This window comes from Saccharothrix tamanrassetensis (assembly GCF_014203665.1).
In the GTDB taxonomy this organism is placed as follows: Bacteria; Actinomycetota; Actinomycetes; order Mycobacteriales; family Pseudonocardiaceae; genus Actinosynnema; species Actinosynnema tamanrassetense.
In genome coordinates, this window is the sequence record NZ_JACHJN010000010.1 from 106,953 (window position 1) to 123,756 (window position 16,804).

The following is a 16,804-nucleotide window of genomic DNA, read 5'->3' on the forward strand; positions in this document are numbered from 1 at the left end:
GGTGCAGGGTCGGTCCGGGTGCGGGGTCGATCCGGGCGCGGGGCTTAGGGTGGGGCGATGCGCAGGTGGCTGCCGCGAGGGCTGTGGATGGGACTGCTGCACGGCGGGGTGCAGGTCGGCACCGAGGCGGTGGGCGTGCACAGCCCCGGGGCCTCGTCGGCGTTGCGCTACATCGCGTTGGGGCTGGTCGCGGTGGCCGGCGTGATGTGGGGTGCGCTCGACACGTGGCGGCAGTTGAACGGGCGCGGGATGGTGTGGTTCTTCGCCGCGTTGGTGGCCGGACCGGTGGCCGGGGTGGTCGGGGTGCTGGGGAAGTCGTTGCTGGTCGACCAGACCGGGGTCGAGGCGCTCGGGGCGGCGTTGACGGGTGGTGCGGCGTTCACGGCGCTGCTGGTGATGGTGACCGCCGGGATGGGCATGGCTCTGGGCAACGCGCTGCCGCAGCCGGAGCAGCCCGACGGGTCGCACTAGGGCCGTCACCGGAATCCCTCCGATCGGTCAGCGGCGGAGGTCGCCGGCTTGTTCGTAGGCGTCCCAGGTCTTCTGCGTGACGGCCGTGATCGGCGACGAGTTGAGGGTCGCCACGTCCTCCGCCCCCACCAGCCACAGCTTGCCGTCCAGGAGCAGCCCCAACTGCCCGTTGGGCGCGCGGACCGCCTTGGCGCCGGCCGGGACGCGGGCGGCCAGGGGCAACTCGTCCACGACGGCCGGTCGCCGGTCCAGGATGCGGGTGGCCAGGCGGGCGGTCACCGAGCGGCGTTCCACCCGGACCACCTTGCCGCCGACGACCAGGTCGACGGTGTGCTCCGGTGACGGCACCGCGAAGCCGTTGAGCACGCGGGCCGCGTCCGCGGTCTTGCAGCCGGGGACGTTGGTCAGGTCCAGGCCGAAGTGCCCCAGGTCGGTGGGGGCGGCGGCGGCTCCGTCGACGGTCGCCCGCACCACGTCGAGCGGGATGCGCCCGCAGGGGTCCTCCGGGGAGACCGGGGCGTGGCCGTCCGGGGTCCTGATGAGCCCCGGTCCTTCCCGCCACCGGCCGGGGATGGTGACCGCGGGGACGGGGTTGCCGGTGAAGTCGTGGTTCCAGAAGGTGATCGTGGTGCCGTGCTCGGTCTCGTGGGCGATGGCGAAGGCCTTCAGCGCGTCCACGTACATCCAGTCGGCGCTGAACGCGTCGACCACCGAGCGGGTGCGCGGTTTCCGGGTGTCGGCGACCGGTTCGAAGCCGCGTTCGCCCAGGGCCTCCACGTGGTTGAGGAAGGTCGGGTTCCGGGCGCGCAGGACGAACTGGCCCGCGCCGTTCCAGCCGGCGGCCCGGCCCGTGGTGTCGGTGAAGAGCAGGTAGAACCAGCCGTCGACGAACAGCACGGACGGCTGGCCCGCGCCGTAGGTGTTCTCGCGGGTGGTGTCGTAGGACGGGCTGACGATCGGCCGGCCGCCCGCGTCACGGGTCCAGTCGACGCCGTCCGGGCTGGTGGCCACGCCGATGGCGTTGCCGTGGGCGTGCTCGCCCGCGGCGCCGGTGTAGTACAGGTAGTACGTGCCGCCGACCTTGAGCACCGACGGGTCGCAGACGTGCTTGCCGTCGAAACCCGTGCCGCTGCCGGACAGGACCGGTTGGCCGGGGCTGCCGTCCGGGGCGGTGAACGGGCCGTGGGGGCCGGTGCTCTCCGCGTAGAGCAGGTCGTCGCCGGGCGGGTCGGCGTGGCGGAGCTGGCTGCACCACCACATCCGGATGCGACCGCCTTCGGACACCACGGCCGGGCCGTAGTTGTACGGGGCCTCCGCGCCGGCCGCGACGACGCCGGGGCTCTGCCGGCCACGGTCGGCCGTGATGGGCGGGGCGGGCGGCGGCTTCCTGGTGGTCTTCGCGGTGCTCGTGGTCGTGGTCGGGGCGGGCGCGGGCACCGGTTCGGCGATGCTGGGCGCGCACGCCGTCACGGCGGCGAAGGCGAGGAGGGCTCCGAGAAGCCTCGTCGGGCCGGCCATGGTCTCCACTTCCGAACGAACGGTCGACACCGGGGGTACGAGCCACGCCCAGGTTCCGTTCAGTGTAGAGATCGACTCACTCGGACGGGTGATTCGCGAACGGGCGAGCTCGACGCGTGCAGCGCGCCGGGGCCGCGGCCGGCCGCGTCAGGCCTTCTCGGCGAGCCACCGGATGGCCAGGGGGTAGCCCTGGACGCCCAGGCCGACGATCACGCCGTCCGCCACGGCCGAGAGGTGGCTGTGGTGGCGGAAGTCCTCGCGCTTGTGCACGTTCGAGATGTGCACCTCCACCAGCGGGGCGGTGAGCTGGGAGCACGCGTCGCGCACGGCGATCGAGTAGTGCGTCCACGCGCCCGCGTTGAGCACGACGGCGGTCCCGTCGTCGGCCGCCCGGTGCAGCCAGCCGAGCATCTCGCCCTCGAAGTCGGTCTGCCGGACCTCCACCTCCACGCCCAGCTCGCGGCCGGTCTCCTCGCAGAGGGACACCAGGTCGGCGTACGTGGTGCGGCCGTAGACGTCCGGCTCGCGGGTGCCCAGCCGGCCGAGGTTGGGGCCGTTCAGCACGAGCACCTTCACAGCAGCACGCTCCCGCCGGACTTCGGTTCGGCGGCCACCGCCGAGTACGCGGCGACGATCAGCGCCGGGTCCGGGCCCTCCAGGCGTCCGGGCCTGGCCAGGCCGTCGAGCACCACGAAGCGCAGCACGCCGGAGCGGTTCTTCTTGTCCGACTTCATGCCTTCGAGCAGCTGCGGCAGCGCCTCCGGGTCGTACTGGGTGGGCAGGCCGAGCGAGGTGAGCACGCTGCGGTGGCGGTCGGCGGTGGCGTCGTCCAGCCGGCCCGCCAGCCGGGCCAGCTCGGCGGCGAACACCAGGCCGACGCTGACCGCCGCGCCGTGCCGCCAGCGGTAGCGCTCGCGGCGCTCGATGGCGTGGGCCAGGGTGTGCCCGTAGTTGAGGATCTCGCGCAGGTCGGACTCGCGCAGGTCGGTGGACACCACGTCCGCCTTGACCTGGATCTTGCGCCGGACCAGCTCCCCGAGCACGTCGCCGGTCGGGTCCAGGGCCTTCTCCGGGTCCGCCTCGATGAGGTCGAGGATGACCGGGTCGGCGATGAAGCCGCCCTTCACGACCTCCGCCATGCCCGCGACCAGCTCGTTGCGCGGCAGGGTTTCCAGGGTGGCCAGGTCGACCAGCACGGCGTGCGGCTCGTAGAACGTGCCGACCAGGTTCTTGCCCGCGTCGGTGTTGATGCCGGTCTTGCCGCCGATCGCGGCGTCCACCATGCCGAGCAGCGTGGTCGGCACCTGCACCAGCTTCACGCCGCGCATCCAGGTGGACGCGACGAACCCGGCCAGGTCCGTCACCGCTCCCCCGCCCAGGCCCACCACGGCGTCCCGTCGGCCGAGCCCGATCTGGCCGAACACGTTCCAGCAGTACCCGGCGACCCGCAGGTCCTTGCCGTCCTCGGCGTCGGGGATCTCCACCCGGTGCGCGTCGACACCGGCCGCCGCCAACTCGTCGCGGACGGCCTCGGCGGTCTCGGCCAGCGTGGGCGTGTGGACGATCGCCGCCTTGGCGGTGTCCCGCAGGGCCTCCACCAGGTCGCCCAGCAGGCCGCGGCCCACCACCACGTCGTACGGTCGTTCCGCGGCCACGCGGATCCGCACCGGCTCGCCCATCACCACTCTCCTTCGTCGGTCACCATTCGACCACGGTCGCTTCCAACGCGTTCGCGCCCCACACCCCGGCCAGGACGTCGGCCTGGTGCACCAGGGCCTTGCGGGCGGAGCCCTTGATCTTCGGCCAGCCTTCGACGTGGAAGGTGACCGTGCGCCCGCTGAAGGTGTACCGCCACGCTCCCGCGACCCGCCCGTGCACCACCAGCGCACCCGGACTGCCCACCGGCCGCCACACCCGCTTCGCCACTTCGGGCTCCGCCACCAGCCACCGCGGGCCGAGCAGGTACGGGTCGCGCGGGAACAGCAGCAGGCCGGGAGGCGGCTCGGGCGCGTCGCGTACGTCCTCGTGCGCCAGGAGTTTCCGACCTTCTACCGTCACCGGCCGGAGGTCCGGCCAGACCTCCGGCGGACCCGCGCCGAGCCACTTCTCCGCGTCCGCCTTGGCGAACGGACCGACGTAGCGGGCGTAGTCGCGCAGCAGCGTGGGCTCGTCCGGGTCCGGGTCCGGGTACTGGTCGGGGTCTGCGGGCTGGCCTGCTCCGGGCTGGCCTGCTCCGGGCTGACCTGCTCCGGGCTGACCTGCTCCGGGCTGACCTGCTCCGGGCTGGCCTGTCCCGGACAGGGTTGCTGCGGGCGGGGCTGCTGTGGGGCGCCGGAAGACCAGCTTCGCGCCCAGGGGCTCCAGTTCGAGGCCGGCCAGGAGCGTGCACAGGCGGAACAGGCCCTCGATCACGTGGTCGGTCTCGCAGCCGGGGCAGTACGGGGTGACCACGTCGGGCAGGTGGGGGCTGATCGCGCCGGACAGCTCACCCTTGGTCGCCGTCTCGCCGGGGAACTCGCGGTGCAGGAGGTCCACGACCAGGTCGACGTGGTCGAGTTCGGGCGACGGGAACGCCCCGCACCACGCCGCCAGCTGCTTCGCCGTGCGGGGACGCAGTTGCCGGCGCAGTCGCGGCAGGTCGTCCGGGCGGTGCAGGTGGGGCGCGCCGCGCAGGCTCAGCACGCGGACGAGCGGCACCGTGGCTTCCGACACACGGGTCTGTGGTGCCGCGGATTGCGGCGTCCGGGTCGGCGGCGTTCGGGTTTGCGGGGTCTGGGTCTGCGGCCCCTGGCTTCCCGGCGTCCGGGTTCGCGGCGCGAAGTGCCGGTGGTCGCGCACGGCGATGGCTGCCGCGCCGGTCTTGGGCGGGCTGTCCACCACGCCGAGCGCGAGCACGCCCAAGTCGCCGTCGTGCAGGCCCTGCACCGCGGCGCGGTGCGCGAGGACGTCGGCGGCGGTCAGGTCCACCGGATCACCCGGACGTCTTGTCCCACTGGGCGAGCACGGCGGCGACCACCTGCTCCGGCTCCAGGTCGTCGGTGACCACCTCGATGGTCGCCACCTCCCGGTACAGCGGCAACCGGGCGTCGAGCAGGGCCTTGAACGTGGAGCGCGGGTTCACCCCGGCCAGCAGCGGCCGTGCGGTGGACAGGCCGGTCCGCCGCACGCCCTCGGCCGTGCCGACGTTGAGGAACACCACGGTGTGCCCGGCCAGCCGTTCCCGCGTCACCGCGGACAGCACCGCGCCGCCGCCGAGCGCCAGCACGCCGTCGTGCTCGGCGAGGCCCTTGGCGACCGCGTCCTCCTCCAGCGCCCGGAACGCCTGCTCGCCGTCGGTGGTGAAGATGTCCGAGATGGGCTTGCCCGCCGTGGCCACGACGTCCTCGTCGGTGTCCCGGAAGGACACCCCCAGCCGCGCGGCCAGGAGCCGGCCCACCGTCGTCTTCCCCGCGCCGGGCGGGCCGAGGACGACGAACTCCGGGCTCACAGCCCCTCCCAGCGGGCTTCCAGCGCCTCCAGGTAGGACGCGACGTTGCGCCGGGTCTCGGTGATCGAGTCGCCGCCGAACTTCTCCAGCGCCGTCTCCGCGAGCACCAGGGCCACCACGGACTCCAGCACCACACCGGCACGCGGCACCGCGCACACGTCCGACCGCTGGTGGATCGCCACGGCCGGCTCGCCGGTCCGCACGTCCACCGTGGACAGTGCACGCGGGACGGTCGAGATCGGCTTCATCGCGACCCGGACCCGCAGCGGCTCGCCGTTGGTGATGCCGCCCTCCAGCCCGCCGGCCCGGTTGGAGCGCCGCGTCACGCCCTTCGGCCCCGGTCCCCGGTCGATCTCGTCGTGCGCCTCGCTGCCCCACCGCTCGGCGGTGGTGAAGCCGTCGCCGACCTCCACGCCCTTCATCGCCTGCACGCCCATCAGCGCACCCGCGAGCCGCGCGTCCAGCCGCCGGTCCCAGTGCACGTGCGAGCCGATGCCGGGCGGCAGGCCGTAGACGATGACCTCGATCACACCACCGACCGTGTCGCCGGCTTCCTTCACCGCCTCCACCTCGGCCACCATCGCCTCGGTGCCGCGCGGGTCGAACGCCCGCACCGGGCTGGCGTCCACCGCCGCGAGGTCGCCCGGACCGGGCACCGCCGCGTCGGCGGGCGTCTTCGCCCGGCCGATGGACACCACGTGGCTGACCACGTCGACGTCGAACACCTGCTTGAGGAACTGCCTGGCCACCGTGCCGAGCGCGGTGCGGGCGGCGGTCTCCCGCGCGCTGGCCCGCTCCAGCACCGGCCGCGCCTCGTCGAACCCGAACTTCTGCATGCCGGGCAGGTCGGCGTGGCCGGGCCGGGGCCTGGTCAGCGCCTCGTTGCGACCGGTGGGCTTGAGCTCGGACGGGTCGACGGGATCGGCGGACATCACCTTCTCCCACTTGGGCCACTCGGTGTTGCCGATCCGCACGGCGATCGGGCCGCCCTGGGTGAGCCCGTGGCGCACCCCGCCGAGGATCTCCACCTCGTCGGCCTCGAACCCCATGCGGGGGCTACGCCCGAACCCGAGCCGTCGGCGTTCCAATTGGACGGTCAGGTCGGCAGTGGTGACCTCCACCCCGGCGACCATGCCTTCCAGCACGGCTACCAGGGCCGGTCCGTGGGACTCCCCAGCGGTGATCCAGCGCAGCACGCGCCGAATCCTTCCACAGCGTTACCACGGGCCCCACATCGACGTCAGCCAGGTCGCACCCGCCAGGCCGGGACCGTGCGGCACTCCGCCGGACGGCCGCCACACCGCGACGACCAGCGTGATCGCGCTCGCCAGCGCCGCGCCCACCGGCAGCGCGAGCCACGACACCGACCCGAGGACCGCGCCCAGGGCCCCGGAGAGCTTGACGTCTCCCCCGCCCAACGCCGAAGGCGCCACCAGGTGCACGACCAGGTGTAACGCGAAGAGGCCCAGACATCCGACCACTGCCCGCCCCAGGTCCGCCCCGGCCGACCACAGCAGCACCCCCAGCAGCGGGTACGCGGGCAGCGTCAGGGCGTCCGGCAGCCGTCTGCATCGGAAGTCCGTAGTGGCGAGCATTACGCCCAGCCAAGCCAAAGCCAGCGACACCGGCAGCCAGCGCGGAGGGCTCGCCGCGGCGCTCGCCGACCACAGCGCGGCCGTCGGAACGGCGCACCACACCCATCGGACGTCCACGCCGCGCGGGAGGACGCGCAGCAGCCTTGCACCGAGGATTCCGGCTCCGAGGCCGGACAGCGGGATGACCATGGACCCACCGTGGCCGATGGGCCTTCCGGAGCACAAGGACGGTCACGACCGAATGGTCCATCCGGTCGCAACCGCCCTGCCGAGCGACCTGTCAGCGCTGCCAGGAGAACAGGGCCTCACCAGCCGCGACGGGACCGGGAGCGGCCTGGTCGAGCAGGGCGTCGGCACTCGCGTCCAGCGCGATGACCGGGCAGACCGGGGCGAACCCGGCGGCCTCGATCTCGGCCGGATCCCAGGTCACCACCGGCTGGCCGGCCCGGACCGCCTCGCCCTTGACCACGTGCAGGGTGAAGCCCTCGCCCTTGCGCTTCACGGTGTCGATGCCGAGGTGCACCAGCACCGCCGCACCGTCCGCGGTCGCGACCACGAACGCGTGCGGGTGCAGCGTCACGACCGTGCCGTCCACCGGGGACACCACCTCGCCCGCCACCCGGTCCGGCTCCACGGCGATCCCGGGGCCCACCATGGCTTGGGCGAACACCGGGTCCGGCACTTCGGCCAGCGGCACCACGCGCCCGCCGACCGGGCTCGCCACGCGCAACGTCACAGCAGGTCCTCGATGTCGCTCGCGATGGTGTCGGCCTCCGGGCCGACCACGACCTGCACGATGTTGCCCGACCTCATCACGCCGTGGGCGCCCAGCGACTTCAGCGCCTTCTCGTCCACCAGGTCGCCGTTCTCCAGCTCGCAGCGCAGGCGTGTGATGCAGGGCTCGATCTCCACGATGTTGTCCGCCCCGCCGAGCGCGGCGACGATCTTCTCCGCCTTGTCCGCCACTTCAAGTCCTCTCTCGACACCTGGAGGGAGGGTGCCACCGCTCGGGCACGGTCCCGTAACGGCGGTTGACACCCGCTTGGCGCGCGGAGCATCCTCCCCGCACCAACTGGTCTAGACCGGAAAGTACCAATCGCGGTTCGACCGCGCGACCACGGGGCGAGCACGGGGGAGGTGTCATGAACCGCGACGAGATCGTCGACGGGCCCAAGCCCAAGCACGCCCAGCTCCGGGACATCCTGCGGCGCATGGCCGAGCAGGAGCTGCCGCCCGGCTCGCCGATCCCGTCCGAGCGCGACCTCGCGCAGCAGTACCGGGTCTCCCGGATCACGGTCCGCGCCGCGGTCGGGCAGCTCGTCGCCGAAGGGCTGCTGACCAGGGCCAAGGGCCGGGGCACCTTCACCGCCCGGCGTCGGATGGACGTCCAGCTCTACCTGGAGTCCTTCACCGACGACATGCGCCGGCGCGGACTGCTCCCCACGACCGAGGTGCACCGGTGCGCCGACGAGGTGCCGCCACCGGCCGCGGCGTCCGCGCTCGGCCTGCCCCCGCACGAACCGGCCTGCCACCTGGTCCGCCTGCGCCGGGCCGACGGGGTGCCGCTGGCTGTCGAACGCGGCTGGTACCACCCCGGGATCGTGCCCGGACTGCAGCGGCACGACCTCACCGGCTCGCTCTACGCGATCCTGGCCGACACCTACGGCGTGCAGCTCGACCACGCCCGGCAGACGGTCTGGGCCGAGGGGGCGGACCCGGAGACCGCGAAGCTGCTGGGGATCAGGACCGGCAGCCCACTCCTCGTCTTCCGCCGGGTCACCAGCTCAGCGGGCCGGCCCGTCGAAGACATGACGTCCTGGTACCGGGGCGATCTCTACCAGGTGACCATGCAATTGGACCGGACCGACCCGGATTCCGGCCCGTTCTCCGCCAAAGGGAGGTAACCCATGAGCGCCAGCGCCCCACAAGCCGTCGGCGGTCGTGACATCAAGGGACTCGCCACGTTGCAGCGGTTCGGTCGCAGCCTCATGCTGCCGATCGCCGCGCTGCCGGTGGCCGGTCTCCTGGCCCGGTTGGGCCAGCCCGACCTGCTCGGTAAAGACGGTTTGGGGTGGGACAAGGTCGCGGCCGTCATCGGCAACGCGGGTGACTCCATCCTCAGCAACCTGCCGCTGCTGTTCGCGGTGGGCATCGCGATCGGGTTCGCCCGCCGGGGTGACGGTTCGACCGCCCTGGCCGCCGTCGTCGGCTACGTGGTGATGCAGGGCGTGTTCAAGGCGATGTCGCCGCTGGTGCTCGACCAGCCGACGGACCCCGCCGCCGCGCCGGTGCTGATCGACTACCGGGTGCTCGGCGGCATCGTCGTGGGCCTCATCACCGCCGTGCTGTGGCAGAAGTACCACCGCATCAAGCTGCCGCCGTACCTCGCGTTCTTCGGCGGTCGCCGGTTCGTGCCGATCCTGGTCGCCGGTGTGATGCTCTTGGTGGCCGTCCTGCTCGGCCTGGTCTACCCGGCGTTCAACAGCGGTATCCGCAGCCTCGGCGAGGCGGTCACCGGCAGCACGATCATCGGCGCGGGCGTCTTCGGCGTGGTCAACCGCCTGCTGATCCCGCTGGGCCTGCACCACATCATCAACAACGTCGTGTGGTTCCAGTTCGGCGAGTACACCGACGCCACGGGCAAGGTCGTCCACGGCGACATCCCGCGCTTCCTGGCCCACGACCCGACCGCCGGCACGTTCCAGACCGGCTTCTTCCCGATCATGATGTTCGCGCTGCCCGCCGCCGCCCTGGCGATCGTGCACACGGCGCGGCCGGCGCAGAAGAAGCTCATCGCCGGCATCATGGGCTCCGCCGCGCTGACCGCGTTCATCACCGGCGTGACCGAGCCGCTGGAGTTCGCGTTCATGTTCGTGGCGTGGCCGCTGTACCTGATCCACGCGGTCCTGACCGGCACCTCGCTGGCGATCACCAACGCGCTCGACATCCACGACGGGTTCTTCTTCTCGGCGGGCGCGATCGACATGATCCTCAACTGGGGCATCGCGACCAAGCCCTGGCTGCTGATCATCATCGGCCTGGTCTACGCGGTGATCTACTACTTCCTGTTCCGCTTCGTCATCACCAAGTGGAACCTGAGGACGCCCGGCCGGGACGACGACGAGGACCCCGCAGCGGACGCCAGCGTCGTCGAGGGCAGCGGCGTCGAGGAGAAGGAAGAAGTCCGGCGCAGGGACTCCCCGCGCCCGGACAAGGCCTGACGAACGCGAACGAGGCCTGAGGAACGACGAGAGGACGGATCATGGCTGAGCGACGGGTCACCGTGGCGAGCAAAGTCGGACTGCACGCCCGCCCTGCCGCACTGCTGGCGAAGGCGGCCGCGGGCCAGCCGGTGAAGGTCACCATCCGCAAGGAGGAGGGCCAGCCGGTCGAAGCGTCCAGTGTGCTGGGCCTGATGACACTGGGCGCGATGCACGGCGACGAGGTCGTGCTCAGCGCGGACGGCGAAGGCGCGGACGCCGCGCTGGAGGCGATCGCGGAGATCATCGCCACCGACCTGGACGAAGGCTGATCCGGTCACTCCCCGAGAACGACGGGGCCCTGCTCGCACCCTCGCGCGAGCAGGGCCCCGTTGCGTTCGAGGATTGCGGTCGCCCGCAAGGACTTCGACCCACAGCGCGAGACCTACAGCGCGAGACCTACAGCGCGAGACCTACAGCGGCAGCGGCAGGATCCCACCGGTCGCCGCACGCAGGGCGTCCCGCATCGCCGACCGGGGCGCGGGCTGCCCGGTGAACTGCTCGGACTGGCCGAAGGCCTGGTGCAGCAACATGTCCAGGCCGGTCGCCAGGCTCCGGCCGCGCTTCTCCACCGCATAGGCCAGCGGGGTCGGCCACGGGTGGTAGACGACGTCCAGGACGCACGGCGCTTCGGCCAGTTCGGCGGCGATCGGCTCCGTGGCGGACGGCGGCACGGTGCTCACCAGGACGTCGGAAGAGGCCGCCAGGTCGGCGAACTCCGCTGCCTCCCACGGGATCACGCGCAACGACACACCCGCACGGGCGGCGCACGCCTCGGCTTCGGCGGCACGGGCGGCCGAACGGACCACGAGAGAGAACGATTCCACGCCGACCGACGCCAGACCCACCAGGGCAGCCGTCGCCGTGCCGCCGGCACCCAGCAGCACGGCGTGCGAACCGCCGGTGAACCCGCACGACGCACGCAGCGCGCCCACCACGCCGTCCACGTCCGTGCAGTCGGCCCGCCAGCCACCGGCCACCGGCACGAGGGTGTTCGCCGCACCGACCAGCACCGCGCGCGGCGTCGCCGACGAGGCGACGGCCAGCGCCGCCCGCTTGCCGGGCATCGTCACGGAAAGACCGGCCCACGACGGGTCCAGCCCGCGCACCAACGGCTCGACGTCGTCGGCCTCGCACTCGATCCGCGTGTACGACCACGAGGTCAGGCCCAGGGCCTCGAACGCCGCGTTGTGCAGCACGGGTGACAGCGAGTGCGACACCGGCGAGCCGATGACCGCGGCGTGCCGGGTCAGAACACACCCTCCTTGCGGGCCTTCGCCGCCAGGCGCTCGTGCTCGTCCAGGTTTTCCGAGAAGCACGACGTGCCGTCCTTCTGGCACTTCACGAAGAACTTCCAGGGACCGACCTCGGGGCTGATCGCCGCGGTGATCGCCTCCCGGCTCGGCGAGCCGATCGGCGTCGGCGGCAGGCCCGACACCCGGTAGGTGTTGTACGGGCCGGAGCGGTCGCGGTCCGCGTCGCTGGTGGTCACGATCGGGCGGTCCAGCTTGTAGTTGACCGTCGAGTCGAACTCCAGCTTCTGGTCGATCGACAGGCGCTTGTAGATGACCCGGGAGATCTTGCCGAAGTCCTTCTCCAGGCCTTCCTTCTCGATCAGCGACGCGATGGTCAGCACCTCGTACGGCCGGAAGCCGGTGGTCTTGGTGCCCGCCGGGATGCCGTAGCCCTGCAGCCTGGTGTTCGACGTCTCGATGACGCTCTTGAGCAGCTCCGGGGCGGACGCGCCCGGCTTCAGGTGGTACAGGCCGCGGGTGATCATGCCTTCCAGCCGGTGCTCGCGGGGCGCGCGGTTGAAGTCCGCCAGCGCCCAGTCCGGGATGCCCAGCGCCGCCGCGTCGGCGTTCTCCGCGGCGTCCCGCAGCTCCTGCGGCGTCACGCACTTCTTCACGCCGCCCAGCTCCGCGCAGGAGGCCTCGGACAGCTTGGTCAGGATGCCCGGGGACACCTTGCCGTCCACGCCGGTGATGTCGTGCAGCACGTTGCCGCCCTTGACCTCCAGCGGCACGACCTTGGTCTTCGGGTCGGTCATCCGGTCGACCGCCGCCCGACCGGACATCCTGGTCTTCATCAGGTAGAAACCGGGCTGGATGGCGGTGACCCTGGTGTCGTTCTTCCCCGCCTCGGTGAACGCCCGCGAGCTGGCCACCACGTCCTGCTCGCGCAGGGTGCCCGCGATGGTGGTCACCAGGTCGCCGTCCTTGACCTCGACCACCACGTCCGCCTCGCCCGCGCCGGGGTAGTCCTCGTACGAGCCGATGCCGCTGAGCGTCTGGTAGCCGTAGTAGGCGCCGACCCCGCCGCCCACCAGGACCAGCGCGACCACCAGCCACAGCACGGTCCGCTTGCGCCTGCGCTTGCTCCGGCGGGCGGCCGCCGTGGCCCCTCTGCCCCTGCCCTTGCCGCGCGGCTTGTCGTCGTGGTGCACGTCAGGTTCGCTGAACAACCCGAGGTCGTCGCTCACGTGCGGTCCTTAGCTCCGGGGGCTCGCTCCTCGTCGGCGGAACGGGCCACGTTTCGCGCCCGTGCGTCCAGCCAGGCCTGGAGGATCTCGACGGCGGCGGCCTGGTCCACGACAGCACGTTGCTTCTTGCCTCGCACCCCGCGCTCGGCCAAGACCCGGCTCGCCGTGACGGTGGTCAGCCGCTCGTCGTGCAGGCGAACCGGCACCGGGGCGACGCGCTCGGCCAACGCCGCAGCGTACGCCGTCGCCGACTCCGCTGCCGGCCCGTGTCGCCCGGCCAGCGTACGGGGCAGACCGACCACGACCTCGACCACGTCGTGCTCGGCGACGAGTCCGGCCAGGTCCGCGAGGTCCCGACCGGACTTCTCGTCACGCGAGAGGGTAACCAGCGGAGTGGCGAGAAATGCGCCCGGGTCGCTGAGCGCGACCCCGACGCGCACCGCTCCGACGTCGACGCCCAGCCTCCTGCCGAGGCCGGGGTCGTCGGCGCCGGGGCGGTCAGTGCTGCTCAACGGCGCGGTCCACCTCGGCGCGCAGGGCCGCGAGGGCCTCGTTCACGCCGGCCGGGTCGGTGCCGCCGCCCTGGGCCAGGTCCGGCTTGCCGCCGCCCCGACCGCCGACGGCGGGGGCGAACGCGGGCACCAGCTTGCCGGCGGCGAGCCCCAGCGAGCGGGCCGCGGCCGTGGTGGCCACCACGAAGCTCACCTTGTCGCCGTCCGGGGCGAACAGGGCGACCACACCGGGCCGCTCGCCGAGTCGGTTGCGCACCTCGCCGGCCAGCGTCCGCACGTCGCCGGCCGCGACGCCCTCCGGCAGGGTGACCGCCACCAGGGCGACCCCGCGCAGGTCCAAAGCCTGCTCGGCGAGCGAGCCGGCGCTGGACAGCAACTGGGCTGCCCTGACCCGCTCCAGCTCCTTCTCCGCCGTGCGCAGCCGCTCCACCAGGGCCTCGACCCGGGCCGGGACCTCGGCGTCGGGCACCTTCAGCAGCGTGGCCACGTTCTGCACCAGGGCCCGCTCCCGGGCCAGGTACTGGAACGCCTCGATGCCGACGTAGGCCTCCAGCCGGCGCACGCCCGAGCCGATCGACGACTCGCCGATGACGGTGATGGGGCCGATCTGCGACGAGTGCTCGACGTGCGTGCCACCGCACAGCTCACGCGACCACGGGCCGCCGATCTCGACCACCCGCACGGTCTCGTCGTAGGTCTCGCCGAACAGGGCGACCGCGCCCATCTCCTGGGCGCCGCCCATGTCGGTGTAGACGACCTTCACCGGCAGGTCGCGCCGGACCGCGAGGTTGGACACCTCTTCGATCTCGCTGCGCGTCGCGTCGGACAGGCCGCCGGTCCAGGCGAAGTCCAGCCGCAGGTAGCCGGGCTTGTTGTAGGAGCCGCTCTGCAACGCCGACGGGCCGAGCACCTGGCGCAGGGCGGCGTGCACGACGTGCGTGCCGGAGTGGCCCTGGCGGGCGCCGACGCGCCACTCCGGGTCCACCCTGGCCTCGACGTGCTCGCCCTCGGCGATCTCGCCGGACAGCACCCGCACCCGGTGCACCCACAGCTTGCGGGCCACCTTCTGGACGTCCACGACCTCCAGCTCGGCGTTGCCGGACACGATGGTGCCGGCGTCGCTCTCCTGGCCGCCGGACTCGGCGTACAGCGGGGTGCGGTCCAGCACGACCTCGACGATCTCGCCCTCGCGGGCCGACCGCACCCGCTTGCCGTCGCTGACGATGCCGCGCAGGGTGGCCTCGGAGGCCAGCTCCTGGTAGCCGGTGAACTCGGTGGCGCCGAGTTCGAGCAGCTCCCGGTAGACGGTCTGGTCGCCGTGGCCGGTCTTCTTGCCGGCGGCGTCGGCCTTGGCGCGGGCGCGCTGCTCGGCCATCAGCTTGCGGAACCCGTCCTCGTCCACGGTCAGGCCCGCTTCGGAGGCCATCTCCAGGGTGAGGTCGATCGGGAAGCCGTACGTGTCGTGCAGCTGGAACGCCCGGTCGCCGGGCAGCGTGGCGCGGCCGGCGCCCTTGACCTCGGCGGCGGCGGTCTCGAAGATCCGCGACCCGGCCTCCAGCGTCCGCAGGAAGGTGTCCTCCTCGGCCTGCAGCACCTGGGCGATCCGGGCGAAACCGCTGACCAGCTCCGGGTAGGTCGGCCCCATGGCGTCCCGGACCAGCTCGGCGAACCGCACCAGCACCGGCTCGGTCACGCCCAGCAGCCGGGCCGAGCGGACGATCCGGCGCAGCAGCCGGCGCAGCACGTAGCCGCGGGCCTCGTTGCCGGGGGTGACGCCGTCACCGACGATCAGCACGCCGCTGCGGGCGTGGTCGGCGATGACCCGGAACCGGACGTCGTCGACCGGGTTGTCGCCGTACTTGCGGCCGGACAGCTCCTCGGCGGCGCGGATCACCGGGAGCACCAGGTCGGTCTCGTAGACGTTGTCCACGCCCTGCAGCAGGAACGCGACCCGCTCCACGCCCATGCCGGTGTCGATGTTCCGGTGCGGCAGCGATCCGACCGGCGGGTGGCCCAGCTTGGGGCTCAGCTCGCCGCGCTCGTCCTGCATGAAGACCAGGTTCCAGATCTCCAGGTACCGGTCCTCGTCCACCACCGGACCGCCGGGCTTGCCGTACTCGGGGCCGCGGTCGTAGTAGATCTCCGAGCAGGGGCCGCCGGGACCGGGCACGCCCATGTCCCAGTAGTTGTCCTTGCCGTCGCGGCGCTGGATGCGCTCCTCCGGCAGGCCGGCGATCTTCTTCCACAGCTCGATGGCCTCGTCGTCGTCCAGGTAGACGGTGACCCAGATGCGCTCCGGGTCGAAGCCGTAGCCGCCGTCGTCCTGGGACCTGGTGATCAGCTCCCAGGCCAGCCGGATGGCGTCTTCCTTGAAGTAGTCGCCGAACGAGAAGTTGCCCGCCATCTGGAAGAACGTGTTGTGGCGGGTGGTCTTGCCGACCTCGTCGATGTCCGGCGTGCGCACGCACTTCTGGATGCTGGTGGCGCGCTTGTACGGCGGCGGGGCCTCGCCGAGGAAGTACGGCTTGAACGGCACCATGCCGGCGTTGACGAACAGCAGGTTCGGGTCGTCCAGGATGAGCGAGGCACTGGGCACGTAGGTGTGGCCGGCGTTCTCGAAGTGCTCGCGGAAGCGCTTGATGATCTCGTGGGTCTGCACGGGTCGGGTCCTTGGGTGCGAGGTTGGGATCGGGGCACGACGAGGCGAACGACCTCTAGCGGTCGTTCGCCCCACGCGCTCGCCGCCCCGGCGTGAAGCCCGTCCGCCGTTCCACGGTCTCCTGCAACTCGTGCTCGCGCTCGGACATTCCCGCGCGCACCTCGGCGCCGAACGAGCCGATCGCGCCCGCCAGTTCGCGCAGACCTTCGCCGACGTTCGCGCCGATGCCCGCCGGGGTGGCGGCGTGCGCGGCCTGCCCCGCCTTGCGGGTGGCGAACACGCCGGCGGCGATGCCCAGGCCGAACCAGAACAGCCGCCTCATCGCTTGCCCCGCCGGGAGTGCTTCGTGGGCTTCTGGGAGGCGTTGCGGCGCGCCCGGACGGCCTTGCTGACGCCGTAGGACAGCGCGGCGGCCTTCACCAGCGGGCCGCCGAGGGTGGCGGTGAACAGCGAGGTCAGCGCGGACACGTTGCCGGTGACCGCGCGCGCGTTGGCGGTGATCCCGTCCACCCGCTCCAGCTGGGTGTTCACGTGCGTGATGGTGGTGTTCGCGCCGGTGAACAGCGGGTCGCTGTTCTGGTGCGCCTTGCGGATGGCGATGGTGGCCTCGTCCAGCGTGCGGCCCAGCTTGATCAGCGGGATGGCCAGCAGGATCACCAGCAGCACGAACGCACCGGCGGCGACCAGCGCGGCGATCTGCCCTGGCGACACGGATCCTCCTGAGGGACTTTGCTGGGGGGCGTCGGGTGACCAAGGTTAGCGTGTCGGATCCGCCCGGGCTCAGCCGAGGCGGGTGAGCCGCGCACGGAGGGCCGCCCAA

Annotated in this window: 19 protein-coding genes; 4 read left to right on the plus strand and 15 right to left on the minus strand. The window is 72.4% G+C overall.

Going from position 1 to position 16,804, the window contains the following annotated elements; genetic code table 11:
• Window positions 1–57: 57 nt before the first annotated feature.
• Window positions 58–471, plus strand: coding sequence for a B-4DMT family transporter (locus FHS29_RS28190; protein ID WP_184695707.1), 414 nt, complete (start codon window positions 58–60; stop codon window positions 469–471).
• Between the two features lie 27 nt (window positions 472–498).
• Here the strand turns inward: FHS29_RS28190 and FHS29_RS28195 are convergent, their stop codons facing one another.
• The 9 genes from FHS29_RS28195 to FHS29_RS28235 form a co-directional block, all read right to left on the minus strand.
• Complete coding sequence (locus FHS29_RS28195; protein ID WP_184696150.1) at window positions 499–1,989, minus strand: glycoside hydrolase family protein; 1,491 nt, start codon at window positions 1,987–1,989, stop codon at window positions 499–501.
• A 147-nt stretch (window positions 1,990–2,136) separates the two neighbouring features.
• Window positions 2,137–2,565, minus strand: coding sequence for a type II 3-dehydroquinate dehydratase (gene aroQ / locus FHS29_RS28200; protein ID WP_184695709.1), 429 nt, complete (start codon window positions 2,563–2,565; stop codon window positions 2,137–2,139).
• Window positions 2,562–3,668 carry a 3-dehydroquinate synthase gene (gene aroB, locus FHS29_RS28205; protein WP_184695711.1) on the minus strand — a complete coding sequence of 369 codons (1,107 nt, stop codon included), beginning with the start codon at window positions 3,666–3,668 and terminating at the stop codon, window positions 2,562–2,564. The genes aroQ and aroB overlap by 4 nt, the downstream gene beginning before the upstream one ends.
• A gap of 19 nt (window positions 3,669–3,687) precedes the next feature.
• Window positions 3,688–4,956, minus strand: a complete 1,269-nt coding sequence (locus FHS29_RS28210) for a DNA glycosylase AlkZ-like family protein (protein WP_184695713.1) — start codon at window positions 4,954–4,956, stop codon at window positions 3,688–3,690.
• Window positions 4,957–4,960: 4 nt separating this feature from the next.
• Window positions 4,961–5,476 (minus strand): shikimate kinase, encoded by a 516-nt coding sequence (locus tag FHS29_RS28215; RefSeq protein WP_184695715.1) that lies wholly within the window; start codon window positions 5,474–5,476, stop codon window positions 4,961–4,963.
• Window positions 5,473–6,672: a chorismate synthase gene (gene aroC, locus FHS29_RS28220; RefSeq protein ID WP_184695717.1), complete on the minus strand. Its 1,200-nt coding sequence runs from the start codon at window positions 6,670–6,672 to the stop codon at window positions 5,473–5,475. Before aroC ends, FHS29_RS28215 begins: the two co-directional genes overlap by 4 nt.
• 21 nt (window positions 6,673–6,693) lie before the next feature.
• Window positions 6,694–7,260 (minus strand): prepilin peptidase, encoded by a 567-nt coding sequence (locus FHS29_RS28225; RefSeq protein WP_184695718.1) that lies wholly within the window; start codon window positions 7,258–7,260, stop codon window positions 6,694–6,696.
• 91 nt (window positions 7,261–7,351) lie between these two features.
• Window positions 7,352–7,807 (minus strand): PTS sugar transporter subunit IIA, encoded by a 456-nt coding sequence (locus tag FHS29_RS28230; protein WP_184695720.1) that lies wholly within the window; start codon window positions 7,805–7,807, stop codon window positions 7,352–7,354.
• Window positions 7,804–8,037, minus strand: a complete 234-nt coding sequence (locus tag FHS29_RS28235) for a PTS sugar transporter subunit IIB (RefSeq protein ID WP_184695722.1) — start codon at window positions 8,035–8,037, stop codon at window positions 7,804–7,806. The genes FHS29_RS28230 and FHS29_RS28235 overlap by 4 nt, the downstream gene beginning before the upstream one ends.
• 176 nt (window positions 8,038–8,213) lie before the next feature.
• Between FHS29_RS28235 and FHS29_RS28240 the strand changes: the two genes are divergently transcribed.
• Genes FHS29_RS28240 through FHS29_RS28250 form a run of 3 tightly spaced genes read left to right on the plus strand, consistent with a single transcriptional unit; the run spans window position 8,214 to window position 10,603 of the window.
• Window positions 8,214–8,975: a GntR family transcriptional regulator gene (locus FHS29_RS28240; RefSeq protein WP_184695724.1), complete on the plus strand. Its 762-nt coding sequence runs from the start codon at window positions 8,214–8,216 to the stop codon at window positions 8,973–8,975.
• Window positions 8,976–8,978: 3 nt separating this feature from the next.
• Entirely contained in the window at window positions 8,979–10,292 is a 1,314-nt protein-coding gene (locus FHS29_RS28245) for a PTS transporter subunit EIIC (RefSeq protein WP_184695726.1), read from the plus strand.
• 41 nt (window positions 10,293–10,333) lie between these two features.
• Window positions 10,334–10,603 (plus strand): HPr family phosphocarrier protein, encoded by a 270-nt coding sequence (locus FHS29_RS28250; RefSeq protein WP_184695728.1) that lies wholly within the window; start codon window positions 10,334–10,336, stop codon window positions 10,601–10,603.
• Window positions 10,604–10,744: 141 nt separating this feature from the next.
• On the opposite strand, the gene FHS29_RS28255 is transcribed toward FHS29_RS28250, so the two are convergent.
• The 6 genes from FHS29_RS28255 to FHS29_RS28280 are packed head-to-tail and all read right to left on the minus strand — an operon-like array spanning window position 10,745 to window position 16,695.
• Window positions 10,745–11,584, minus strand: coding sequence for a shikimate dehydrogenase (locus FHS29_RS28255; protein WP_246440949.1), 840 nt, complete (start codon window positions 11,582–11,584; stop codon window positions 10,745–10,747).
• Window positions 11,581–12,813 (minus strand): endolytic transglycosylase MltG, encoded by a 1,233-nt coding sequence (gene mltG, locus FHS29_RS28260; RefSeq protein WP_184695732.1) that lies wholly within the window; start codon window positions 12,811–12,813, stop codon window positions 11,581–11,583. Before mltG ends, FHS29_RS28255 begins: the two co-directional genes overlap by 4 nt.
• Entirely contained in the window at window positions 12,810–13,325 is a 516-nt protein-coding gene (ruvX, locus tag FHS29_RS28265; protein ID WP_184695734.1) for a Holliday junction resolvase RuvX, read from the minus strand. The genes mltG and ruvX overlap by 4 nt, the downstream gene beginning before the upstream one ends.
• On the minus strand, window positions 13,312–15,984 hold the full coding sequence (gene alaS, locus FHS29_RS28270) for an alanine--tRNA ligase (RefSeq protein WP_184695736.1): 2,673 nt from the start codon (window positions 15,982–15,984) through the stop codon (window positions 13,312–13,314). The genes ruvX and alaS overlap by 14 nt, the downstream gene beginning before the upstream one ends.
• A 55-nt stretch (window positions 15,985–16,039) precedes the next feature.
• Window positions 16,040–16,306 (minus strand): hypothetical protein, encoded by a 267-nt coding sequence (locus FHS29_RS28275; protein ID WP_184695738.1) that lies wholly within the window; start codon window positions 16,304–16,306, stop codon window positions 16,040–16,042.
• Entirely contained in the window at window positions 16,303–16,695 is a 393-nt protein-coding gene (locus FHS29_RS28280) for a DUF948 domain-containing protein (RefSeq protein WP_184695740.1), read from the minus strand. Before FHS29_RS28280 ends, FHS29_RS28275 begins: the two co-directional genes overlap by 4 nt.
• Window positions 16,696–16,804: the final 109 nt, after the last annotated feature.